This is a genomic window from Prosthecobacter sp. (genome assembly GCF_044236155.1).
GTDB lineage: Bacteria > Verrucomicrobiota > Verrucomicrobiia > Verrucomicrobiales > Verrucomicrobiaceae > Prosthecobacter.
On the sequence record NZ_JBIIHA010000018.1, the window covers coordinates 12,313 to 35,016 of the forward strand.

A 22,704-nucleotide genomic window follows, 5' to 3' on the forward strand; every position below is an offset into this window, starting at 1 on the left:
CGAGCCGGCGATCACTCCCAGACACCGAGCTTCACGAGCTGCTTCGTCGCGGCTCCGGCCCAGTCGCGATTCGCCGCGGGGCTGGCGGGGCTCGGATGCAGGACGCGTCCGACTTTGAAATGGTCGCCGAGCAGTTCCTTCGCACGATTCGCGCATTCCTCGGCATACGCGCCGACACCGATGACCCACTCGGGCTGCAAGGCGGTGATGACGGCGCACAGATGATCGTCGCAATGCTTGTTGAGCGCGGCGGCCTCGGCGGCCGGGAGCTTGTCGGGCGTGAAGTTGCGTCCGCTTTCCTCGATGAAGACCAGCGGGCAGTAATTGGCAACGAAGTGCTCTTTGAAAAACGCCTCCGCCTTGCCGAACCGCTGCGCAAAGTGGCCCCAGAGCCGGCGGCCGCTCACTTCGGACTGAGGGCAGTCAAATCCGAGCACGGGGCGCTTCGGATGCTCGCGCTCCGGTTTGCCCACGGGCTCGCGGATGCCCATCCAGTCGCGCACGGCGGCGATTTCACCAAACGGGACACCGGTCTGCGTCATGCCGAAGGGGCCGGGATTCATGCCGACGAAGACGACGCGCTTTTTCCCACCGCCAAAACGCCGCAAATAAGCCTCGTGCGGCCTCCATGCGTAATCGAGCGGTTGATAGACGAATTCGACCGGCGCGGCAAAACGCAGCGGGCGCAGTTTTTCGCGCAATTCTTCAGCAGCGGTGACAAGTGCGGCGGACATGCGGCGCAGGAGAGGCGCGGCGCCGCCCGGAGTCAAGATGCGCTCAAAAAAGACTCGTAAGCCCGCATGTGACCGCTAGACTCCGCGCCCGTGATTCCCCGACACGCGCTTTTCGCCTCCCTGGCAGCGGCCAGCCTCATGACTTCCGTTTTCGCGGGCGAGGCGATGAAGATCGTCCTCAAAAACGGCGCGGAGCTGCGTGGTGAGGTACTGAAGGAGCGCGAGGACTCCGTGGTGCTCGATCTCGGCCACACCGTGCTCACCGTGCCGCGCTCGGACATCTCCATTTTTGAAAAAGCGAACGCCGTCGCGGCCAAAACCGCCGCCGTACAGGGCGAGGACATTTATTTCGTCGAGCCGGGACGAGAATCCATGACGGTGGAAAAAAATGTCCAGCGCGTGGCTGAGTCGGTGGTGCAGATCCAGACCGCATCCGGCCTCGGCTCCGGTTTCATCATCAACAAGCTCGGCTACGTCATCACGAACCAGCACGTCATCGCCGGGGAACGCGAGATCACCGTCGTGGTTTATCGCAAAAAGCCCGGCGGGCTGGAGAAGCAGCAGTTCACGAAGGTGAAGATCGTCGCGATGAATGGCTTCCTCGACCTCGCCATCCTGCAGATCGACGATCCTGCCGCGGCGTCGCTGCCGTTCGTGCCGATGGGCGACTCTGAATCACTGACGCAAGGCCAGGAAGTCTTCGCCATCGGTAGTCCGCTCGGTCTGGAGCGCAGCGTGTCGAAGGGCATCGTGAGCATCCGCGCCCGTGAGAGCGGCGGGCGCTGGTACATTCAAAGCACGACGCAGATCAACCCGGGCAACTCCGGCGGGCCGCTTTTCAACGCCCGTGGCGAGGTCGTGGGCGTGAACAACATGAAAGCCGCCGGTGTCGGCGTGGAGGGGCTCGGATTCTCGATCCCTTCAAACTTGCTGAAGCTTTTCATGAAAAACCGCGAGGCCTTCGCCTTTGACCCGCGCAATCCGAACGCCGGCTTCCGCTACCTGCCGCCGCCAGCGCCGGGAGAGGAAAAATCAAAGACGGAATTTGTAACTCCCCGGAGCTGATTCCTCAGTAAGAGTCGTCCCCTCGCAAACTTTGTCCCACCCCATGAAACGCGCCCCCCTGCTCATCTCCCTGCTGCTCGCCAGCGTCCTTCCCGCCTCCGCCGCCGACCGGCTGGAGCAATGGTTCAATCTCATGCCGAAGGACACCGCCGGTGTCATCGCCGTCAAAAACACCCCCGAGCTTCTCGCCGACTGGGACAAGAGCAGCTTCGCCAAATTCATGGAGGATGACGAGGCGAAGCGCTGGATGGCGCCGCTGCGCAAGGATGGCGACGCGCCCTGGGACAAGTATTTCAAGGAGCAGTACGGCAGCGGCCTGCACGACACCTTGAAGGATTACCCCGGCGCATTGGTGAGCTTCCTCGTGCTGGAGGACTTCGCCGAGAGCCGAGTAAATCCCCCCGAGGTCTCGCTCTGCGAGGTCGCCGGAAAACAGAAGGAGATCGAGGCGCACATGACCGCCGAGGTGGAGGCGAAGAAGAAGGAGAACGAAGCCGTCAAGATGCGGACGGAGGACATCGGCGGCGTGAGCGTGCAGATTGCCGCGGAAGGAGACGGGCCCGACGCGCCCTGGGTCACCTCCTGGGCCATGGTGGGAGATGTGATGATCGAGGCGAACCGCCGCAAGCTCATGGAATACATGATCGCCGCCCTCAAAAACGGCGCTGGTGACGCCCCGGGCGTCGCGCGCGAGCACCTATCCCGCATCGGCCAGATCACCAACGGCAGCGCCGACATGATGATTTACTTCAACGGCGCGAGGATGCTCGAGCTCGGTGAAAAAGCGCTCGCCAAGGCCGAGGCGGAAAAGAAAGACGACAACAAAGCCGCGGGCGGCCTGAGCTTTGACATCAAGCCGAAGCAGATCATGGACATGCTCGGCGCGCAGGAGCTGCAGGCCATCGCCTTCACCGCCGAGCTGCAGGACACGCAGACCCGCATCGACATGACGATCCTGCATCCGCAGAAGCCCTCCGGCATTCTTTCCATCATGCGCGGCACGAACGCGGAGGCCGCGCTGCCTCCATTCATCCCGCAGGGCATCCTGACCGCCAGCGTGGCGCGCATGGACTTCGGTGCGATCTATGACGGGCTGCTCGGCATGATCGCCAAGCTCGGCCCCATCGCGATGATGGTCACCATGCAGGTCCCGCAGCTCGAGGCGCAGATGGGCTTCAAGATTCGCGACGATCTCCTCGGCAGTCTCGATGACGAGATCATCCAGGCGCAGGATGGCGATGGCACGAAGGACAGCCAGGTCATGGGCTTCAAGATCAAGGACGCGGACAAGCTCGGCGGCGCTCTGGAAGGCCTCAAACGCTTCGCTGGCGCAGGCTTCGGCGCTTTCGAGGAGAGCGACTACCTCGGCTTCAACATCAACACACTCAAAACCTCGCAGACCGGCACCGCCACCGAGATGGCCTACTGCAACACGGGTAAATACCTGCTCATCTCCGTCGGCACGCAGGACACGCTGAAGAAAATCCTCGCCCGCATGAAGGATCCCTCCGGGCCGGCAGTCTGGGACGGTCCGCATGTGCAGAACCTGCTCTCCCTCGCGCCGAAAAACTACAACGGCATCGGCATCACCGACGCGGGCCGCCTGCTCAACATGCTCGCCACCGCCGCCGCCGCGCTCGAAAGCAAAACCGGCGGCCAAGCCGCCGCTGCGAAGAAAAAGGGCCCGGGCAAAAAGGCGCTCGCGCCGGAGGAAGCTGCCGCCACGGCCGCTTCCGGCTGGTTTGACGCCAGTGCCCGTCCCTCGAACGAAACCTTCCAGCGCCACTTCGGCAGCCTGCTCAGTGCCAGCTACCCGCTTCCGGACGCGCTCCACCTCCACTACCTCACCACGCCTGTCGCCAAAGAATGACGAAGTTCGGACCTGGGGCTTCGTCATTCACTCGTCATTCGGATTTCGCCATTCGTCATTTTTAGCCCCATGCGCTCCTTCGTCCTCGCTCTGCTGACCGCATCTGCCTTCGCCGCTCCTCCCGCTCTCTACTTTGATGGCCCGGAGATCGTCAAACTCGACTGGAACACCTCCAGCCCGCGTGCAGGTGACTTCAATGGCGACGGGCTGACGGATCTCGCGATTTTGAACTCCTCACGCGCGCGCATCGAGTTCCTGCTTCAGCGCAAAGACGGCGTGAAACCCGGCGAGCCCGAGAAATCCGCTCGTGAAGATCGCTGGAACCCGGTTCTCGAAGTCTCGCGCTTTGACAAACAACCGCTCGTCATCGGCCACGCCGCCACCGCGCTCGTCGTGGGTGACTGGAACGGCGACAAGAAACCGGATATCGCCTTCATCACCGACGAGGAGAAGCTCGTCCTGCGCATGCAGGGTGAAAAAGGCTCGTGGACGCAGAAGCGCGAGTTCACGCTCGACTCCACCGCCGACGACACCGAAACCCTCGTCGCACGCGACTTGAACGGGGACGGCCGGGATGACATCGCGCTGCTCACCAGCACGCGTTTGATGGTAATGCTTCAAAAAGCACCCGGAGAGTGGGCCGAGCCGCAAAACCACGCGCTCGGCGAAAGCGGCTGTGCCGGACTGAGCGTCGCCGATCTCGATGGTGATGGCCGAGCCGACCTGTTTTACACCGCGCCGGAGGGAGACGCCCTTCTTGTGCGTCTCCAGCATGAGGGCACGACCTTTGGCGAGGAATGGCGGCTTGAGATTCCTAACACACGTCACTGGCTTCATCCCGTGCGCCTTGGCGGCAAGAAAACCGGCGTCGCCTGGATTCAGGACGAGACCAGCATGGTCGAGGTCGCGAAGCTCGTGCAGGACGCCGCCGAACCGAACGCCGACCGGGCCGCCACCATCCGCTATGCCATGCCGCCGTCCGACACGAAGAACGGAGCCGTCGCGCATGGCGATCTCACCGGCGACGGCATCGCCGATGTCGTGATGGCCGATCCCAAGGCGGCGCGTGTGTGGTTGTTCCAGGGCGGCGCTGGCGGTGGGTTCAGCGAAGGACGCGAGTTTCCCGTGCTCAGCGGGGTCGAATCCCTCGCCATCGCCGATGTGGATGGAGACAAAAAAACCGACCTCGTGCTCCTCAGCCCCGGTGAGCAGTCCGTCGGTGTCGCGCAATGGAAGGACAACCGCCTCCTCTATCCCGAGATCGTCTATCAAGCGAAGGAAGGTGAGTCACTGCTCACCCTGACCACCGATTCCGCCATTCTTTGCGTCAGCGAGATCAAATCAAAGCCCCAGCTCGTCACGCTGCGCAAAAACGCCGCCGCCAAAGGCTTTGCGGCCACCACGCAGGAGCTGGCGGTGAAAACCGGCCGCATCAACGGCATCCGCATCATCGATGCCAACCAAGATGGCCGTGGTGATCTCGTCCTCTTCTCGAATCTCGGGCCGATGCAGCTCCTGCTCAGCGCCGCCGATGCGAAAGCGCCTTTCAAGCGAGTCGAGGGCATTCCGGACACCTTTGTCGCCAAGCTCACGCCAGCAGCGCTGACCACTGGTGATCTCGATGGCGACGGCAAGGCCGAGTTCATCATCGCCAGCCAGCAGCTTGCCCGTGCCTTCAAGGTCGATGCTGATGGCAGGGCGGCCGTCGTCGAGCAGTTCAACGCCCCCGATCCCGCCGCCGAGCTGCACAGCGCTCTCGTGTCGCAGAAGGATGGCAGGCTTTCCGTCCTCCTCATCGACGCCACGCACAGCAAGCTGCACGAGCTGACCGCAGGCAAGGATCGCGTCTATCGCGCCGACCACACGCACGCTCTTCCCGTCATGACACCCGAGCACTGCGCCCTTATGGGGGCTGAAAAAAGCACCCGGCTTCTCCTGCTCGGCAAAACCAGCTTCCAGATCGCCCCGCTCGACGGATCCACGCTCAAGCTCGAAACCGTGACCACCTTCGACAGCGAGCTGAAGGACACCACGCCCTCCGATCTCATCGCCGCGTCGTTTTCCGGCGAGGATCGCGACGACATCGCCCTGCTCGACACCGCGAAGAGCCGCGTGATCGAGTTCTTCCAACCCGCCAACGGTTCGAAGTGGGAAAGTTCCATGTACTTCCGCGTCTTCGAAACCGACCCGCACTTCCGAGGCAAAACCGGCCTCGAAAACGAGCCGCACGACTACGCCGCTCTCGACCTCGACAAGGACGGCCGCCTCGACCTTTGCCTGCTCACGCACGACCGTGTGCTGCTTTACACGCGGAAGAAGTAGTACGACAGACACTCCTGTCTGTCGGTCCGGCGCTCCATCGCAGGAGTTGGCCTTTTCACAGGCTTGCGCAGCCTAAAATCCTGCCACACTCATCGTGCGATGAAACGCCTCTACCGCCACGCCCAGGTCGCCAGCGAAGACAGCCCCAAGCTCCAAACCGCCGACGTGCTCGTCGAAGGCGACAAAATCATCGGCGTGGCCGCCAACATCACCGGCGTTGAGAATGCGGAAGTCATCGACTGCACGGGACGCATCCTGATGCCCGCGATGTTCGACATCCACGTCCATGCCCGCGAACCCGGCCAGGAGGAGAAGGAAAACATCGCCACCTGCGCCGAGGCCGCGATCAACGGTGGCATCACCGGCTTCGTCATGATGCCGAACACAGCACCCGCCATCGACAATTCGGGCGTGGTGCGCAGCGTGCTCGAAAGCGCCCGCCGCACGCGCATCGGCTCCGGCATCTACACTTCGGGAGCTATCACCAAAGGCCGCAAGGGCGAGGAACTCGCCGGAATCGCCGGCATGAAGGCCGCCGGAGCCGTCATGCTCACCGACGACGGTTTTCCCGTCAATAACCCGCAGGTGCTCCGCCGCGCCATGGAATACGCGCGCGAGTTCGACATGCCACTCGCCAGCCATTGCGAGGTGAAGGAGCTCAGTGGCAAAGGCTGCATGCACGAGGGCAAAATCAGCTACTCGCTCGGCCTGCCCGGCATCCCCGCCATCAGTGAGGAAATTTGCATCGCCCGCGACATTAGACTCGCCGAATTCACCGGCGTGCATCTCAACATCCAGCACGTCAGCACCGAGCGCGGCATGGGCACCATCAAACGAGCCAAAGATCGCGGCATCCGCGTCACCTGCGAGATCGCGCCGCATCATCTCATCTTCAATCACGAGCACATCGGCGACTACGACACGCACTACAAGATGAACCCGCCGCTGCGCACACCGGAGGACAACGCCGCGCTGCTCCAGGGTCTCAAGGACGGCTGGTTCGACGTCATCGCCACCGACCACGCCCCGCACACGCCATTTGAGAAGAACCAGGACTTCGCCAGCGCCCCCTTTGGCATCACCGGCCTCGAAACCGCGCTGCCGAGCCTCTTCGACCGCTTCATCAGCAAAGGCCTGCTCGACTGGGGCATCATCGTGAAGCGCTACAGCGCCGAACCACGCCGCCTCATGAAACTGCCCACGGTTCCGATCAAGGAAGGCGGCATCGCCGAGTTCATCCTCTTCAATCCCGCCCGCACGACGACCTTCAGCCGCGATTTCATGAAATCGAAGAGCCTCAACACGCCCTTCCTCGACCAAACGCTTCAAGGCATGGTCGAACGCGTGGTGTATCGCGGTGAGGAGCTGCTGGCGCGGTAAAGCAGCCTTGTTCCTGCGGAACAAGACAACTTTACAGTGCGTTTACAGACGCCTGATCCCGCCTGAATCACCATGGCGGCATGAAGACGATTCTTTGTGCCCTCTTTGTCACCACCAGCCTGTTCGCGCAGACGGCATGGATTTCACCCAACACCCGCCTGATCCACACGCAGGCGGTGCAAGTGACCCAAGTCGATGCGCGCATCGACCTCGCGGATCAAATCGCCACGACGACGCTCGACATCGCGCTGCGCAATCCGACGGGCCGGCCGCTGGAGTCCGAACTGCTCGTTCCCGTGCCGCAGGGCGCTGTTTTGAAGACCTTTGCCTTTGAAGGCGGGAATGCTGAGGCCACCGCTCGTCTGCTGCCGCGTGATGAGGCACGCCGCATTTACGACAGGATCGTCGCCCAGACACGCGATCCGGCGCTGCTGGAGTTCGTGGGCAACGCCGTCGTGAAATCGAGCGTGTTTCCGGTTCCGGCGAATGGCACGCAAAAAGTCCGCGTGACGTATGAGCAGCTTCTCGAAGCCGACGGTTCACGCCTCGACTACGTGCTGCCGCGTTCGGAGGCGGTGGAGTATTCCGTGCCGTGGAAGCTCTCCATGCGAGTCAAATCGACCTCACGCATCGCCTCGGTGTATTCGCCGAGCCATGAGATCGCCGTCAAACAGCCAAACGGCAACGAAGCGACGCTTTCATGCGAAACCAAAGACCCAGGAGCCTTCCGCGTGTCGTTCCTGCGCGAGACGAAGGACGAAATGACGGCCTCGTTGCTCGCTTATCCCGATCCGAAGATCGGCGGAGGCTATTTCCTGGTCATGATCGCTCCACCGAAGCCCAAAGCCGATGCTGTGCCGATCAAACGCGAAGTCACGCTCGTCATCGACCGCAGCGGCAGCATGGCGGGGCCGAAATTGGATCAGGTTAAGGCGGCGGCTTTGCAGGTGATCGAGGGCCTGAACGACGGCGAAGGCTTCAATCTCATCGTCTATAACGAAGCGGTCGAAATGTTCGCCGCGCAGCCGGTGATCAAGAACGCCGAGACAACGAAACAGGCCCGCGACTACATCAGTGCTTTGCGCGTCAGCGGTGGCACGAACATCCACGACTCCGTGGTCGAGGCGCTGCGTCAGAAGCCGCTCGATGGCATGCTGCCGCTCGTTCTGTTCCTCACCGACGGCCTGCCGACCATAGGTCAGACCTCCGAGAAGGCGATCCGTGAGACTGTGGCGAAGGGTAATCCGCACCAGCGCCGCGTATTCACGTTCGGTGTCGGCGTCGATGTGAACACGCCGCTGCTATCACGGATCGCCCGCGAAACACGCGCCAGTGCGGAGTTTGTGCTGCCAAAGGAAGATGTCGAAGTGAAGGTCGGTCGTGTGTTCGATCGCTTGCGCGGCCCATTGCTCACCAAACCGGCGCTGCGTGTGCTGGATGATCCGAATCGCGTGAGCGACCTGATTCCCTCACCGTTGCCCGATGTCTTCGAAGGCGAGCAGATTCTCCTCTCCGGCACCTATCGTGGCGAAGCGCCGCTGCATTTCCAACTCACCGGCGCTTCGGCCGAAGGCGAGCGGAAGTTCGATTTCACCTTCAATCTCGACAAGGCAAGCACTGCGAACGCCTTCGTGGCCCGTTTGTGGGCCAGCAATAAGATCGCCGTGCTCAGCGAAGCGATCCGCGATCTCGGTGCCGACGGCGCAACAGCGAACACGACCGAGTTGGTGAATGAAATCGTCCGTCTCTCGACCCAGTTCGGCATTCTGACCGAATACACCGCCTTCCTGGCCGAAGAAGGCACCTCGCTCGCTGCGGCGGCTCCGAATGCCAGCAAGGCGGCCTTCAACTACAGCGACAAGGTGATGAAGATTCGCAGCGGACCTGCGGCCGTGTCACAGGCGGGCAACTTGCAGAAAGCCGCCGAGTCGAAGCAGCTCAATCCGCGCAATCGCTTCCTAGATGACAAGATGAACGCCATCGAGATCACCAGCGTGCAGCAGTGCCAGGCGGGAGCGTTTTTCAACAAAGGCAACCGCTGGACCGATTCGGCCGCAGCGAAGGCCGAACGTACGCCCGACCGCACCATTGAGATCGGCAGCACCGAGTTTGGCCGCCTGGTCGATGAACTCGCCGCCGACAACCGCCAGGGCCTGCTCGCGCTGCGTGGCGAGCTGCTTGTCGAGCATCGCGGCCAACTTGTCCTCATCCGCTGAGATTTTCCCGTCCACTCCACCCAAACCACATCCATGAAAACGAAACACATCCTCATCGCCACGGTTCTCACCGCGTGCATTGGCATCGCCAAAGAAGGCCAGCCGCCCGCACCCACGGCGGAAGTCGCCAAAGTCGAAACTGCCGTCGCTGACACACCCGTCGTGCAAATCGCTGTGTTGCTCGACACGAGCAGCAGCATGAGCGGCCTCATCGAGCAGGCGAAGACACAACTGTGGAAACTCGTGAACGAGTTCATCACCGCGAAGCAGGACGGCAAAACGCCCGTCGTGCAGGTGGCGCTCTACGAATACGGCAAATCGTCTTTGGAGAGCCGCGAGCACTGGATTCGGCAGATTCAGCCGCTCACCCGCGATCTCGACAAGGTCTCCGAGGATCTCTTCGCCCTCACCACCAACGGCGGCGACGAATACTGCGGTGCGGTGATCCAACGTGCGACCAAAGACCTCGCCTGGGACCCAAATCCGAAGGTTTACAAAGCCATTTTCATCGCCGGCAACGAACCATTCACCCAAGGTCCGGTGGATTCGAAGAAGAGCTGCCAGGGGGCCATCGCGAAGGGCATCATCGTGAACACGATCCACTGTGGCGGAGAGGCGCAGGGCATCGCCGAGCATTGGAACCAGGGCGCGCTGCTCGCTGATGGCCAATACCTCGTCATTGACCAGAACCAGGCCGTCGTTCACATCGAAGCACCTCAGGACAAGGAGATCGTGAAGCTCAACGAGGAGCTCAACAAGACCTACATCAACTACGGTGCCGCTGCGCCTGCCGCGAAGGCACGCCAGGTTGCACAGGATGGGAACGCCACTGCCAAGGCCGAGTCTGGCGCGGCGGTGCAACGCACGCTCACCAAAGTCAGCGCGAACTACTTCAACGGTGCCTGGGATCTCGTCGATGCCTGCAAGCAGAAGGGCTTTGACATCACCAGAGTCAGCGAGGCCGATCTGCCCGAGGAGATGAAGAAAATGACCGTGGACGAGCGGAAGGCCTACCTCTCGAAGAAAACCGCCGAACGTGAGGAGATTCAGAAAAGAGTGCTCGCCTTGAACAAGGAACGCGAAGCCTATGTCGCGACCCAGCGCAAAGAATCCTCCAAGAACGACACGCTGGACACCGCTATGGTGAAGGCGCTGCGCGCGCAGGCCGAGAAAAAAGGCGTCGTGTGGGAGAAGTAACCGAAATGACGAAACCAGAATGACCGAATGCCGAATGGACCCATCCACCCGCTGAATTCGTCATTCCCCATTCATCATTCGTCATTTAATCTGCTGCCATGCACACCATTCTGGTCATCGAAGACGACGCCGCGATCCGTCGCGGCGTCTTGGATGCGCTCAAATTCGCCGGACACACGACTCTGGAGGCAGGCGATGGAGAGAATGGCATGAAGCTGGCCTTGAGCGCGTCCTTTGACCTCATGCTGCTCGATCTGGTGCTGCCACATGCCACCGGCTTTGACATTTTGAAGGCGTTGCGTCGCGAGCGGCCGGGGACCCCGGTCATCATCCTTTCGGCCCGTGGTGAGGAGAATGATCGCGTGCGCGGCCTGCGCCTCGGTGCGGATGATTACGTCGTGAAGCCCTTCAGCGTGCGTGAACTGCTCGCCCGTGTCGAAGCCGTGCTGCGCCGGGCTCCGGAGCGCCAACCGGTGAGCGAAACGCTCACGCTATCTTCGGCAACGATCGATTTCGGCCAAAGCGAAGCGCGTTTCGAGAATGGAGAACGCGCCGAACTCTCCGAACGCGAGCGTGACGTGCTGCGCTACTTGGCGTTAAACCGGGGAAGACCCGTTTCGCGTGAAGAGCTGCTGCAACGCGTCTGGCACATCGACAACAAGCAGACGGAGACACGCACGGTGGACATGCACATCGCGAACTTGAGGCACAAACTGCGCGATGACGCCGATTCGCCTCGTTTGATCGTCACCGTGCGCGGCAAGGGCTACCAGCTCGCATGAGCATCATTTCAATGCGCAAACCTCTCCATATCGGGATCACCTTCCTCGCCTGCTTCGGGCTGCTGCTCGCGGCGATGGGCTGGGTGGGGTGGCACACCCTGGCGCTGGAGCGCGAGCGTGAGAGCGCGACGCGGGATGCGGAGCAGCAGGAGCGCGTGAGACTGGCGCTGTGGCGGCTTGATTTCCAGGCCAGCGCCCTGCTCATGCGCGAGAATGCGCGTCCGCCGCATGATTTCCGCCCGTTTCATTCTCCCGAGGGCCTGGTGAACAAGCTGTATGGCAATGTGGCCAAGGGAGAGGTGCTGGTGCCTTCGTCATTGCTGGCGGAGATTCCTGAACATGTGCTTTTGCATTTCCAGATGGACTCACGCGGCCAGGTGCTGTCCCCGCAGGTGCCGCAGAATGGAGAGAGGACGCTTGCACTCGCGCAATTCATCAATCCCGACGATCTCACCCGCAGTGAGCAGCGGCTCAGCGGCCTGCGTGAATTGCTGGCGAGTCCGGTGAAAGTCCTGACGCCTCCCAAGAATGAAGCGACGAGTTTTTGGCGTGGTGCGGGCAGGTCGCCCCCACCACGAGCACCGGCTCCGACTCCCACACTCAACAAACAACTGCTGGCAGAGACCGCGTGCGTGGCGCGCTTTGATATCGATGACACGCCAATCGCCGCAAATGATGCCAACTCGCCACGCAATCCGGCCTGGAATGCGCAGCAGGGCACTTTGATCACACAGCAGCAGCAGTTGGTGCTCAGCAATGCGGAGAATCTCTCTCGCAATCGTGCCGTCACCGCGCAGGCGGAGGAGGCGATCAAGCAGCAGCCGATGATCAAGACGAAGACGGCATCAGGAGCGCTGGCGCTCGCCGATGAAGAAAAGGCAGAGCCCAAGCCGATGCCATCGAAGATGCTTCCACAGGAACCCAGGAAGCCAGCCGAAATCGACAAGCTGGCGGCATCCCCGCCGGCGCCTGCTGCGAAGGCGATGGAGGGCAATCAAACAGCCGCAGTACAAACAGTGCCGCAGCCAGTGCCTCCAGCGGCAAGCGCACCTGCCGCCAGGAGGGCCGATGCAGCGGGCGGTGCGTTCAAGGCAGTGGGGGCTTCGTCTGCGGCACCTGCTGCTCCCGCAGATCCTTTTGCCAGCGCACCACTTGACGCTGCCAAGGCGAATGCAGTCACGCTGGAGCGCAGGAGCAACACCCCGGCCCCCAACAGCTCACGTCCATTCGTGGGTGTGTGGTTGGATGGAAATCTTCTGCTCACACGAGAGGCTGTCGTCGATGGCGTGCGGATGGTGCAGGGCGTCTGGCTGGACTGGCCAGCGCTGCGTGCCGCATGGCTGCGTGAGATCACCGACCTGTTTCCCGAGGCGAAACTCGAACCTGCGGCGAATGCGATCGCAGGCGCGCGTCCTGAGGATGACCCACTCCGTTTCGCCGCGCTGCCCGTGCGGCTGCTCCCAGGCGTAATCCAACTGCCGCCGCTACCCTTCTGGACGCCTTTGCGCAAATCACTCGCCATCGCGCTCGCCTGCGTGCTGCTCGCGGCTGCGGCGGTCGGTCTCGTGCTCTTCGGCACCGTGACCTTGAGCGAACGCCGCGCCGCCTTCGTTTCCGCCGTCACGCACGAGCTGCGCACTCCGCTGACGACCTTCCGCCTCTACTCGGAGATGCTGGCGGACGGCATGGTGACGGATGAAGCGCAACGGAAGACCTATCTCGACACTCTCTCAGGCGAGGCGGGCCGTTTGAGTCATCTTGTCGAGAATGTGCTGGCCTATGCACGGCTCGAACGTGGGGGCGCGAAGGCACGCGCTGAAAACATCACCATCGGTGAGCTGCTGGACCGCATCCTGCCCCGTTTGAAGCAACGCGCCGATGATTGCGGCATGGAGGTGCGCGTGCATGCCACGGAAGCCGACCGTAAAACGCAATTGCACATCGACGCGGCCGCGGTGGAGCAGATTCTTTTCAATCTCGTCGATAATGCCTGCAAATACGCCGCTCCGCGTGCCGCTGAGCCGGTGATCCATGTCGAGGCCGACTCAGGCGGGAAGTTTGCCATGCTACGCGTGCGCGATCATGGCGGCGGCATTTCACGCAGCGAGCGGCGGCGTATCTTCCATCCGTTTCACAAAAGCGCGGACCAGGCCGCGCACTCCGCGCCGGGTGTCGGCCTGGGACTCGCGCTGTGCCGCCGCCTTGCCACCGCGCTCGGTGGCGCGATCACCCTGGATGCCGCCCACAAGGACGGCGCATGCTTCGTGCTGCGGCTACCGAAGTAATCACTCCCCGATCCACACCTCCGTGCCCACGGGCACGCGATCGAAAAGCTCGATCACATCGCGATTTCGCATCCTTACGCATCCATGGCTGCCAGGGCGGCCGATGCCGTTTTCATCGTTCGTGCCGTGGATGTAGATGTAGCGCTGGAAGGTGTTTGCATTGCGTGGCTCCAGTCCGTGCAGCCACAGGATGCGCGTGAGCACGAAATCAGACTTCGTGTCCATGCCAGGCGTCCACAAGCCCACCGGCTGCCGTGATTTGAAAATCGTGCCGCGCTCCGCTCCTTCGCCGTGTTTTTCTTTGATCACAAAATGACCAAGCGGGGTCTTGTTGCTGCCCTCGGTGAAGCCGATGCCGAATTTCGACGTGGAGCACGGCCATTCACGCACGACGTGGAATCCATCAAGCAAACGAATCTGCTGCGTGCCGATGCTGACTTCGAGGCGCGGACTGGCGGGTGTCATGGTTGCTGTGTCTTTAGAAGCTTTTGATAACGAAGCCGGTCCGGTTCAGAGAAGCAACAAAAGATGATTTCCCGCAACGAATAGCCGGACGCGATGAACTCGCGCACGGCATCGACCGCGATCCGCGCCGCCTGATCCGCCGGGAACCGGTAAACACCCGTCGAGATGCATGGAAATGCGATGCTGTGCAAACCGTGCCCTGCCGCGAGCTGAAGGGAGTTGATATAACAGGACCGCAGCAGCTCCGGCTCGCCGTTACCACCGCCATGCCAGACGGGTCCGACGGTGTGGATGACATGCCGTGCCTTGAGCTTGTGGCCCTTGGTCATCTTCGCCTCACCGGTGCGGCAGCCATTGAGCATCATGCATTCCGCCGCAAGTTCCGGCCCAGCCGCCCGGTGGATCGCCCCATCCACGCCGCCACCGCCCATCAGCGAAGTGTTGGCGGCGTTCACAATCGCATCGACATCGAGCGTGGTGATGTCGCCTTGGAGAACTTTCAACTCAACCATGCCCGTTCATCCGGTTTTCCGGCCGTTCGGGCAAGGCTTTTCACGTCCTTGCATCCAGTCCATAAGCCCTTACTATCGCGGCCCTTTTCACCCCCAACCTCAACCCTGACACCATGAGCACTCCAAAGCACGTCGCCATCGTCGGAGCCACCGGCGCCGTCGGCGTGGAAATGATCCGCTGCCTCGAACAACGCGCCTTCCCGGTCGCCAGCCTCACCCTCCTCGCCTCCGCACGCAGCGCCGGGAAGAAGCTGAAGTTCAAAGGCCAGGACATCACGATTCAGGAGCTCACGCCGGACTCGTTCAAGGGCATCGACATCGCGCTGTTCAGCGCCGGCGGTGGCATCTCGCGCGATTTTGCCCCACATGCAGTCAAGGCGGGTGCCGTTGTGGTGGACAACTCGTCCTACTTCCGCCAGGACCCGAACACGCCTCTCGTCGTGCCGGAAATCAACGCCGCCGATGTAAAGTCCCACAAGGGTATCATCGCGAACCCGAACTGCACCACCGCGATCTCATTGATGGCGCTGTATCCGCTTCACCAAGCCTTTGGCGTGAAGCGCATCTTTGCCAGCAGCTACCAGGCCGTCTCCGGCACCGGGGCGCAGGCCATCGAGGAGCTGGCGAACCAGTCCCGCGAGTGGGCCGGTCAAAACCGCGCCTGGGACGCCGCGAAGCTCGACAGCAAGCCGCACGTCTATCCGCACCAGATCGCCTTCAACGCGATCCCGCATGTCGATTCGTTCCTTGAGAGCGGTTACACGAAGGAGGAGATGAAGATGGAGAACGAGGGTCGCAAGATCATGCATCATCCGGACTTCCGCGCCTCGGTGACCTGCGTGCGCATCCCGGTCTTCCGCGCGCACAGCGTGGCGATCAGCGCAGAGTTTGAGAAACCTGTCACCGTGGAGGCCGCCCGTGAGGTGCTGTCAAAAGCCCCTGGCCTCGATGTGCTCGACGATCCGGCTAACAAGGTCTATCCGCTGGCCCTCGACATCGCCGGTCGCGACAACTGCGCCGTCGGCCGCCTCCGCAAGGACTGTGCGCTCGACAACGGTCTCGCTTTCTGGGTGGTCGGCGACCAGCTCCTCAAAGGCGCCGCGCTGAACGCCGTGCAGATCGCGGAGTGCTTGCTATAAGCCCGATCACAAGCCCAGAAGCTCGCGCATGCGTTCCTTCGGAATGCCGCCGACCTCGCGGCCGGTTTCGCGTCCTGACTTGTAGGCGATGAAAGTGGGGACGCCGCGCACGCCGTGAGAGCGGGCGAGCTTCGGATCTTCATCAATATTGATGCGGACCACGAGCGCCTTGCCCTTCAGTTCGCGCGAAAGCTCCTCGACCATCGGGCCGACGACTTTGCACGGGCCGCACCAGTCGGCGTAAAACTCGACGAGTACCGGCACCTTGGCCGTCCTCACAGCAGCTATCGACGTGGTGCTTCCAACACCTCCACCCGATGCCGGACGCAGCATGTCGAAGGCGATCCAACCCATCAGGAGCAGAAACGCCCCGGTGATCCAGAGTCCGATGTTTTCCTTCTTCATGTTGAAACATCCGGGCTTCGCCGCCAGGAAGCAAGCGGGCAATGCGTCACGACTTGAAGGCGATCTTCGTCACACCCTTCGGCATCTTGAGGCAGATGAGCGTGGTGTCCTTCTCCCGACACCACGTCCCTGGCTGCAACTGGAGCCGTGCTTCGACTTTGGTGAGCGACTCAGGCGTTCCGACACTGATCGGCGCAGAAAACGTGAACTCCTCGCACGCGAACGGCGCTTTGAGTATCACGGCACGCTTCGCGGCATCCCATTCGATCCTCGTGAGCTCCTTCGCCGCCCAGTAGCGGGCGATTTCGCTCAGCTTCATCCAGTGCAGGTGATCAAAGGTGGCGTGCAGGCGCTTCACCACCTCGCGGAAGATCTCGAAGCCGATCTCCAGGCCATTCCAGTAAATGCCGGTCCAATGGCACACGATGATCGCGGGCTCGCCACGCTGGATGACCTCGACCATGCGCCCTGATTTGCCATCCGCGGTGATGAAGGCATCCGCGCCCTTCGGCGTCACGCAGTCCCAGCCGCCGGTCCAGTCGCCCGTGCAGCCGAGGATGTGTACGACACAGCGCGGATCGTCCGTGTCCAAACCGGACACATTTTGCACCAGCGGAGCCACGCTTTGCTCGCCCTTGTCGTAAAGATCGCGGAAGTAGTGCGGGATCTCGGTTTGAAACACCTCGCGGCAGGCCTCGAAGGTCGCCTGCGCGAGCTGCGGCCGTGCATCGCTGCCGAAGCCACCCGGCGTCGTGACACCCTCGCAAGGCAGGCCGATGTTTTTGAGGATCGTGAGCGCGTAGCTCATGTAATCGGCGATTTCATCCACGCTGCGCCCGCCGCACCACTTCCAGTTCTCCATGAACTTCGGGCTGATCTCGGGAAGCGGGTGCCCGGTCTTCGTGTCGATGATGCGCGTGTGCGTGACCATCTCGGGATGAATGTCCCAATTCGGCATGATGCGCTCACGCACGAGGTCGATGCTGCTTTGCAGCTCCTTCTGCGTCCAGCCGGGGATCTGGCGGTCAAGACGACCCACGCAGGCGGGATAGGGCACGATGCTGTACTTGCCCTTCACGCCATTCTCCGAGGCCCAATCGGCGAATTTGCGCACAAAATCGTCCGGGATCTCATCCGGCCAGCTTTTCCACGGGTAGTGATCGTAGCGCCCCGGATTCGCCGCCGCGAACTGCGGGATGGCGAACTTGTTCAGGTTCACCAGACAGGTCGAATCATCGATGATGATGCTCACCGGCACCCGAGCGCGTGGATTGAGCACCTTCACCGCTGCGTCCTGCTTCGGGCGTTCGCCGGGCACCTGGCCGAGCAACTGAGAGCCAAGAGCAAGCGCGGATGCTTCAAGAAAACGGCGGCGGGAGGGAAGCTTTGAAAGGCTCATGGTAACAGCTTCTAACGCGGCAAATCTCACACCGGAGGCAGCGCCTTGGCAAGAAACACATTCGGCCTCGCACAAACATCGGGCGTGTTTAGCCTGCACGCATGCCACTGCCGCGAAACACCCGCAAAACCGAAGTCCTGCGCGGACTGGTGGATCGCGTGGTGTTTCACAATGAGGACAACGGTTACTGCATCCTCAAGGTCGTGCCGGAGGGCAGGCAGGAGATGGTCGGGCTGATCGGGAAGGCACCGAGGGTCGTGGCGGGAGAGGAGTTTGAGGCGCGTGGCGTGTGGGAGCCGAATCGCGACTTCGGACCGCAGTTCAAGGCGGATGAACTGAACCTAAAGCGTCCGGATTCGCTCAACGGCATCGAGCGCTACCTAGGCAGCGGTTTGATCGAGGGCATCGGCGGGAAGTATGCGAAGCGCATCGTCGAAAAATTCGGTCCGAAGGTGTTCGACATCATCGAGAACGAGTCGAAGCGGCTGGAAGAGGTCGAGGGCGTCGGCAAAAAGCGTCGGCTAGAGATCCGCGAGTCCTGGATGAAGCAGAAGGCCATCCACGGCATCATGCTCTTCCTGCATCAGCATGGGATCAGCTCGTCACGGGCGCTGCGCATCTACAAGACGTATGGCGACGAGGCGCAGGCGGTGCTGAAGGAGAATCCGTACCGGCTGGCGCAGGACATTCGTGGCATTGGCTTCAAAACGGCGGATGACATCGCTTATCAGCTCGGCGTGGCGGAGGATGCGCCGGAGCGCATTCTCGCTGGGATTCTGCATGTTATCGAAACAGCCGCGCAAACTGGCCACTGTTGCTTTCCCGAGGCGAAAGTGGTCGAGAAAGCAAGGGAGCTGCTCGGCGTGGAAGCGTTAATCGCTCCGCAGGTCGAGGCGCTCATCGCCAGCGAGCAGATCGAGCGTCACGGAGAGTTTTTGTATCTGCCTTACCTGCGCAAAGCAGAGCAGAACATCGCAGCCGGCGTTAAATCACTCGCAGCGCTGCCTTCCTCATATCCGAGCATCGACGAAGACGCGGCTTTGGCCTGGGTGATGAAGAAAACGGGCAAGGAACTGGCCGAAAGCCAGCAGCGGGCGGTGCGCGAGGCCTTGCGGCATCGCATGCTAATCATCACCGGCGGTCCCGGGGTCGGCAAAACGACGATCCTGCGCAGCATCCTGCTCATTTTGCAAAGCAAGCAGGTCAAAATCGTCCTCGCGGCCCCCACCGGCCGTGCGGCGAAGCGTTTGAGCGAAAGCACCGGCCTGGAGGCCAAAACACTGCACCGTTTGCTCGAATACCAGGGCGAGGGCGGTTGGGGACGCCATCGCGGCAAACCACTCGTCGGTGATCTCTTCGTCGTCGATGAAGCGTCCATGATCGATGCACCGCTCATGGCGCAGTTTCTTTCCGCACTACCTGAAGGCGCACATCTGCTGGTCGTGGGCGATGCGGACCAACTGCCATCGGTCGGTCCGGGCATGATGCTGCATGATTTGATCACGAGCGCAGCCGTGCCGTGCGTGAAACTCACGGAAATCTTCCGGCAGGCCGCCAGCAGCCGCATCATCACCAGCGCCCACGCCATCAATCGCGGTCAGGTGCCGGATTTGAAGCCTTCGAGCCGCAGCGACTTCTTTTTCCTCGAAGCCAGCGAGCCGGAGGAGGTGCGTGATTTGATCGTGCAACTCGCCCACACGCTGCTTCCGGCCAAGTATGGCTTTGATCCCATCGCCGACATCCAGGTGCTCACGCCGATGAACCGCAATCTGCTCGGCACGGCGTCGCTCAACCATTCCCTGCAACTCGCGCTGAATCCGCCAAACGAGGTGAAGTTCGAGATCGAGCGCTTCAACGTGACGTTCCGCGTCGGTGACAAGGTCATCCAGACGCACAACAACTACGACAAGGAGGTCTTCAACGGCGACATCGGCCACATCATCGCGATCGATGCCGATCCGGTGAAAATCCATGTGCGGTTCGATGCGAACCGCCTCGTCGCCTACGAACCCGGCGAACTGGACGAACTGCAGCTCGCCTTCGCGCTCAGCATTCACAAGAGCCAGGGCAGCGAGTTCCCCTGCGTGATCATTCCGGTCAGCACGCAGCATTACGTCCTGCTGGAGCGCAGCCTCATCTACACCGCGATCACCCGTGCGAAGAAGCTGTGCGTGCTGGTGGGTGATGAGCGGGCGCTGTCACTCGCGGTAAGCAAACAGGAAAGCCGGAAACGGTTTACCGGTCTGCGTGGAATGCTCGCCATGTAAAATGACGGCGCTTGATTGTCTGCCGGCAAACCGTTATTCTCACGCCATGGTCTCCATCCTCAGCAAACCCGGCTTCCAGCGTCGTGCCATGCCGCTGTCTATCAAGGCATGGCACCAGATGATTGACGCCGGGCTGGCTCCGAAGCGTGCCGAGCTCCTCCGGGGGGTGATTGTCGAAAAAATGAGCAAGTCCATCCTGCATACAAAACTGGCGTCCCGTCTCTTCGGTTTGTTCCAAAAACTGCTCGGAGACCGGTTTTGGGTCCGCAAAGAGGATCCGCTGACTTTGCGGGATTCGGAGCCGGAACCGGATGTGTCCGTGGTGGATGGCAGCGAAAAGGACTTTCAGCAGCACCCCTCCTCGGCCCGCCTTGTGGTGGAAGTCTCCGTTTCGACTCTGAGCGAGGACCGCGACATGGCGGACATCTACGCGGAGGCCGGGGTGGCGGAATACTGGATTGTGAACGGCGCGGAGCGCTGCATCGAAGTTTTTCGTGATCCCGCGAACGGGCATTACCAGACACAGTTCCGCACCACGACCGACGGAGTGCTGGAATGCGTCGCGCTGCCGGAGGTGCGCGTGAATGTGAGCGAGCTTTTTGTGAACGCGGGCGCGTGATCGGCTGTTTTCACGGCGTAGGTTTGGGGCACTTAAACCAAACCGCATCGATCATGGCCGCCTCCCGCCGCTCTTTCCTGAAAAATTCCGCACTAACCTCCGCTGCCGCCGCCTTTCCGGCGCTGGTGCGCGGTCAGAATCTCAACAGCAAGCTGCAGTTGGCCTGCGTTGGGGTGAATGGCATGGGCTACAGCGATCTGCACAACGTGGGAGCGCATGCGGCGGTGAAGTTTGTCGGTTTCTGTGATGTGGACGCGAACCGCTTCGACAAGGCGGACAAGGAGTTCCCCGGCGTGAAGCACTTCGCGGACTACCGCGAGATGTTCAACACGCTGGGCGATGGCTTTGACGCGGTGACGGTCGGGATTCCCGATCACATGCACGCGCCCGTCGCCGTGGCGGCGATGCAGCGTGGGAAGCATGTTTATTGCCAGAAGCCGCTGGCCCACACGGTATGGGAGGCGCGGCAGATGCGTCTTTGGGCGGAAAAGAAGGGGGTGACCACGCAGATGGGCAATCAGATCCACTCCGCCATCGAATACCGCCTCGGCACGCGGTTGATCAAGGAAGGTGCGATCGGGAAGATCAAAGAAGTGTATTCCTGGGTCGGTGTGACGGGCAATGAACGCACGCGCATGTTCCAGCCGCCGCCTTCCGCGCCGGTTCCGGCCAATTTGAACTGGGACCTGTGGATCGGCGCCGCGCCGATGCGCGAGTATGCGCCTTCGTATCATCCCTTCATCTGGCGTGACTGGCAGGACTTCGGCGGCGGCGGTCTCGGCGACTTTGGCTGCCACATCATGGATCCGGTGTTCACCGCGCTCGATTTGACCGCGCCGATCAGCGTTGTGGCCAAAAACAGCGGCATCAACAACCAGATCTGGCCCACGCATGAGACAATCAAATACGTCTTTCCCGGCACCGAGTACACCGCTGGCAAGACGATGAATCTGACATGGATGGACGGCGGCCTGAAGCCGAGCCACAAGCTCGCGCAGATGCCGGGAGACATCGACCTGCCGGGCAGCGGCTCGATTTTCATCGGCGAAGGCGGCACGATGGTGCTGGCGCACGTGGCCGGGCCGCGGCTTTACCCGCTCGACAAATTCAAGGGCTTCCAATACCCGAAGGAGGAAGGCCGCAACCACTGGCACACCTGGGTGGACGCCTGCCTCACCGGCAAAAAGACCAGCGACGGCTTCCACTACGCCGGACCGCTGGCCGAAACCGTGCAGCTCGGCAACGTGGCCACGCGCCTCGCCATTCCGAAGATCGATCCGGTCACCGGACGCATGGAGGAGGCGAACAAAGTGCTGGAGTGGGACGCGGCGAACCTGCGCTTCACGAACGCACCGGAGGCCGACAAGCTGCTGACGAAGACCTACCGCAAAGGTTTCGAAGTGGCGGCGGCCGCATGAATTTTTTTCGATGCGCGGTCGAGCGTCCGGCGTATGCATGGCGTCAGAAAAGTCATGCCTGCGGAAAAGCCCCACGACTCTCCTCCCTCGCTCAGCGGCAGCCTGCTGCTCGCCTCACCCGCGATGCGCGACCCGAACTTTTCGCGCTCCGTGGTCTTCATGGCCGCGCACAATGCCAAGGACGGTGCCTTTGGTTACATCCTGAACCGCCCGCTGGAGCAACGCGTGGCGGATTTGCTGCCCGATCAGAAACTCGGCGCGCTCGGTGAGGTGCAGGTCTTCATGGGCGGCCCGGTAGCGACGGACAAGCTCGCTTTTGCCGCGCTGCAATGGAACAAAAGGCGCCGCACGCTGCGCTGCCAGACGCATCTTTCCGTGGCTGACGCGCTCCAGGCGTTGAGCCTCGGCCACGATGTGCGCGGTTTTGTCGGCTACTCCGGCTGGAGTGGCGGCCAGCTCGAAAGCGAACTGGAACTGCGCTCATGGATCACCACCACCGCACGTCCGCTCGTGCTCACCGTCGAAAAGCCCGCGCAGCTGTGGGGCGCGCTGCTGGAGGACATGGGACCCGTTTACAAAGTGATGGCGAAGATCCCCGAGGACGTGGGATTGAATTGAGTCAGCCGTGT

At 61.8% G+C, this 22,704-nt stretch carries 18 protein-coding genes; 13 read left to right on the plus strand and 5 right to left on the minus strand.

Going from position 1 to position 22,704, the window contains the following annotated elements; all coding sequences use genetic code 11:
- Window positions 1–11: 11 nt before the first annotated feature.
- On the minus strand, window positions 12–734 hold the full coding sequence (locus ACILSE_RS15355) for a uracil-DNA glycosylase family protein (protein WP_395718293.1): 723 nt from the start codon (window positions 732–734) through the stop codon (window positions 12–14).
- 138 nt (window positions 735–872) lie between these two features.
- Between ACILSE_RS15355 and ACILSE_RS15360 the strand changes: the two genes are divergently transcribed.
- The 8 genes from ACILSE_RS15360 to ACILSE_RS15395 all read left to right on the plus strand — a co-directional run bounded on the left by ACILSE_RS15360 (window position 873) and on the right by ACILSE_RS15395 (window position 13,851).
- Window positions 873–1,799, plus strand: a complete 927-nt coding sequence (locus tag ACILSE_RS15360) for a trypsin-like peptidase domain-containing protein (protein WP_395718294.1) — start codon at window positions 873–875, stop codon at window positions 1,797–1,799.
- 43 nt (window positions 1,800–1,842) lie between these two features.
- Window positions 1,843–3,669, plus strand: coding sequence for a hypothetical protein (locus ACILSE_RS15365; RefSeq protein WP_395718295.1), 1,827 nt, complete (start codon window positions 1,843–1,845; stop codon window positions 3,667–3,669).
- Between the two features lie 69 nt (window positions 3,670–3,738).
- Complete coding sequence (locus tag ACILSE_RS15370; protein WP_395718296.1) at window positions 3,739–5,991, plus strand: FG-GAP repeat domain-containing protein; 2,253 nt, start codon at window positions 3,739–3,741, stop codon at window positions 5,989–5,991.
- Between the two features lie 99 nt (window positions 5,992–6,090).
- Window positions 6,091–7,371: a dihydroorotase gene (locus ACILSE_RS15375; protein ID WP_395718297.1), complete on the plus strand. Its 1,281-nt coding sequence runs from the start codon at window positions 6,091–6,093 to the stop codon at window positions 7,369–7,371.
- 80 nt (window positions 7,372–7,451) lie between these two features.
- Window positions 7,452–9,587, plus strand: a complete 2,136-nt coding sequence (locus ACILSE_RS15380; protein WP_395718298.1) for a VIT domain-containing protein — start codon at window positions 7,452–7,454, stop codon at window positions 9,585–9,587.
- A gap of 33 nt (window positions 9,588–9,620) precedes the next feature.
- Window positions 9,621–10,784 (plus strand): VWA domain-containing protein, encoded by a 1,164-nt coding sequence (locus ACILSE_RS15385; protein WP_395718299.1) that lies wholly within the window; start codon window positions 9,621–9,623, stop codon window positions 10,782–10,784.
- A 98-nt stretch (window positions 10,785–10,882) separates the two neighbouring features.
- Window positions 10,883–11,566, plus strand: coding sequence for a response regulator transcription factor (locus ACILSE_RS15390; protein WP_395718300.1), 684 nt, complete (start codon window positions 10,883–10,885; stop codon window positions 11,564–11,566).
- Between the two features lie 11 nt (window positions 11,567–11,577).
- Window positions 11,578–13,851, plus strand: a complete 2,274-nt coding sequence (locus tag ACILSE_RS15395; RefSeq protein WP_395718301.1) for a sensor histidine kinase — start codon at window positions 11,578–11,580, stop codon at window positions 13,849–13,851.
- Here the strand turns inward: ACILSE_RS15395 and ACILSE_RS15400 are convergent, their stop codons facing one another.
- Together ACILSE_RS15400 and ACILSE_RS15405 are read right to left on the minus strand one after the other, a co-directional pair.
- On the minus strand, window positions 13,852–14,316 hold the full coding sequence (locus ACILSE_RS15400) for a L,D-transpeptidase family protein (RefSeq protein ID WP_395718302.1): 465 nt from the start codon (window positions 14,314–14,316) through the stop codon (window positions 13,852–13,854).
- On the minus strand, window positions 14,313–14,828 hold the full coding sequence (locus tag ACILSE_RS15405) for an O-acetyl-ADP-ribose deacetylase (RefSeq protein ID WP_395718303.1): 516 nt from the start codon (window positions 14,826–14,828) through the stop codon (window positions 14,313–14,315). Before ACILSE_RS15405 ends, ACILSE_RS15400 begins: the two co-directional genes overlap by 4 nt.
- Before the next feature lie 113 nt (window positions 14,829–14,941).
- Here ACILSE_RS15405 and ACILSE_RS15410 point away from each other — a divergent pair, with 113 nt between their 5' ends.
- Window positions 14,942–15,967 (plus strand): aspartate-semialdehyde dehydrogenase, encoded by a 1,026-nt coding sequence (locus tag ACILSE_RS15410; protein WP_395718304.1) that lies wholly within the window; start codon window positions 14,942–14,944, stop codon window positions 15,965–15,967.
- A 6-nt stretch (window positions 15,968–15,973) separates the two neighbouring features.
- On the opposite strand, the gene ACILSE_RS15415 is transcribed toward ACILSE_RS15410, so the two are convergent.
- Together ACILSE_RS15415 and ACILSE_RS15420 are read right to left on the minus strand one after the other, a co-directional pair.
- Entirely contained in the window at window positions 15,974–16,372 is a 399-nt protein-coding gene (locus tag ACILSE_RS15415) for a thioredoxin domain-containing protein (protein ID WP_395718305.1), read from the minus strand.
- A 46-nt stretch (window positions 16,373–16,418) separates the two neighbouring features.
- Window positions 16,419–17,771, minus strand: coding sequence for a hypothetical protein (locus ACILSE_RS15420; RefSeq protein ID WP_395718306.1), 1,353 nt, complete (start codon window positions 17,769–17,771; stop codon window positions 16,419–16,421).
- 101 nt (window positions 17,772–17,872) lie between these two features.
- On the opposite strand from ACILSE_RS15420, the gene ACILSE_RS15425 reads away from it, so the two are divergent.
- The 4 genes from ACILSE_RS15425 to ACILSE_RS15440 are packed head-to-tail and all read left to right on the plus strand — an operon-like array spanning window position 17,873 to window position 22,693.
- The gene (locus ACILSE_RS15425; RefSeq protein ID WP_395718307.1) at window positions 17,873–20,038 is read left to right on the plus strand and encodes an ATP-dependent RecD-like DNA helicase; all 2,166 of its coding nucleotides are present in this window, start codon (window positions 17,873–17,875) and stop codon (window positions 20,036–20,038) included.
- 46 nt (window positions 20,039–20,084) lie between these two features.
- Window positions 20,085–20,657, plus strand: coding sequence for a Uma2 family endonuclease (locus ACILSE_RS15430; protein ID WP_395718308.1), 573 nt, complete (start codon window positions 20,085–20,087; stop codon window positions 20,655–20,657).
- Between the two features lie 53 nt (window positions 20,658–20,710).
- Window positions 20,711–22,075: a Gfo/Idh/MocA family oxidoreductase gene (locus ACILSE_RS15435; RefSeq protein WP_395718309.1), complete on the plus strand. Its 1,365-nt coding sequence runs from the start codon at window positions 20,711–20,713 to the stop codon at window positions 22,073–22,075.
- Window positions 22,076–22,129: 54 nt separating this feature from the next.
- Window positions 22,130–22,693: a YqgE/AlgH family protein gene (locus tag ACILSE_RS15440; RefSeq protein ID WP_395718310.1), complete on the plus strand. Its 564-nt coding sequence runs from the start codon at window positions 22,130–22,132 to the stop codon at window positions 22,691–22,693.
- The last annotated feature ends 11 nt before the right edge of the window (window positions 22,694–22,704 follow it).

What these genes read in the sequence shown, in the direction of transcription:
- ACILSE_RS15355 (WP_395718293.1), bottom strand. Translation starts at nt 734, where the DNA reads ATGTCCGCCGCACTTGTCACCGCTGCTGAAGAATTGCGCGAAAAACTG.
- ACILSE_RS15360 (WP_395718294.1), top strand. Translation starts at nt 873, where the DNA reads ATGACTTCCGTTTTCGCGGGCGAGGCGATGAAGATCGTCCTCAAAAAC.
- ACILSE_RS15365 (WP_395718295.1), top strand. Translation starts at nt 1,843, where the DNA reads ATGAAACGCGCCCCCCTGCTCATCTCCCTGCTGCTCGCCAGCGTCCTT.
- ACILSE_RS15370 (WP_395718296.1), top strand. Translation starts at nt 3,739, where the DNA reads ATGCGCTCCTTCGTCCTCGCTCTGCTGACCGCATCTGCCTTCGCCGCT.
- ACILSE_RS15375 (WP_395718297.1), top strand. Translation starts at nt 6,091, where the DNA reads ATGAAACGCCTCTACCGCCACGCCCAGGTCGCCAGCGAAGACAGCCCC.
- ACILSE_RS15380 (WP_395718298.1), top strand. Translation starts at nt 7,452, where the DNA reads ATGAAGACGATTCTTTGTGCCCTCTTTGTCACCACCAGCCTGTTCGCG.
- ACILSE_RS15385 (WP_395718299.1), top strand. Translation starts at nt 9,621, where the DNA reads ATGAAAACGAAACACATCCTCATCGCCACGGTTCTCACCGCGTGCATT.
- ACILSE_RS15390 (WP_395718300.1), top strand. Translation starts at nt 10,883, where the DNA reads ATGCACACCATTCTGGTCATCGAAGACGACGCCGCGATCCGTCGCGGC.
- ACILSE_RS15395 (WP_395718301.1), top strand. Translation starts at nt 11,578, where the DNA reads ATGCGCAAACCTCTCCATATCGGGATCACCTTCCTCGCCTGCTTCGGG.
- ACILSE_RS15400 (WP_395718302.1), bottom strand. Translation starts at nt 14,316, where the DNA reads ATGACACCCGCCAGTCCGCGCCTCGAAGTCAGCATCGGCACGCAGCAG.
- ACILSE_RS15405 (WP_395718303.1), bottom strand. Translation starts at nt 14,828, where the DNA reads ATGGTTGAGTTGAAAGTTCTCCAAGGCGACATCACCACGCTCGATGTC.
- ACILSE_RS15410 (WP_395718304.1), top strand. Translation starts at nt 14,942, where the DNA reads ATGAGCACTCCAAAGCACGTCGCCATCGTCGGAGCCACCGGCGCCGTC.
- ACILSE_RS15415 (WP_395718305.1), bottom strand. Translation starts at nt 16,372, where the DNA reads ATGAAGAAGGAAAACATCGGACTCTGGATCACCGGGGCGTTTCTGCTC.
- ACILSE_RS15420 (WP_395718306.1), bottom strand. Translation starts at nt 17,771, where the DNA reads ATGAGCCTTTCAAAGCTTCCCTCCCGCCGCCGTTTTCTTGAAGCATCC.
- ACILSE_RS15425 (WP_395718307.1), top strand. Translation starts at nt 17,873, where the DNA reads ATGCCACTGCCGCGAAACACCCGCAAAACCGAAGTCCTGCGCGGACTG.
- ACILSE_RS15430 (WP_395718308.1), top strand. Translation starts at nt 20,085, where the DNA reads ATGGTCTCCATCCTCAGCAAACCCGGCTTCCAGCGTCGTGCCATGCCG.
- ACILSE_RS15435 (WP_395718309.1), top strand. Translation starts at nt 20,711, where the DNA reads ATGGCCGCCTCCCGCCGCTCTTTCCTGAAAAATTCCGCACTAACCTCC.
- ACILSE_RS15440 (WP_395718310.1), top strand. Translation starts at nt 22,130, where the DNA reads ATGCCTGCGGAAAAGCCCCACGACTCTCCTCCCTCGCTCAGCGGCAGC.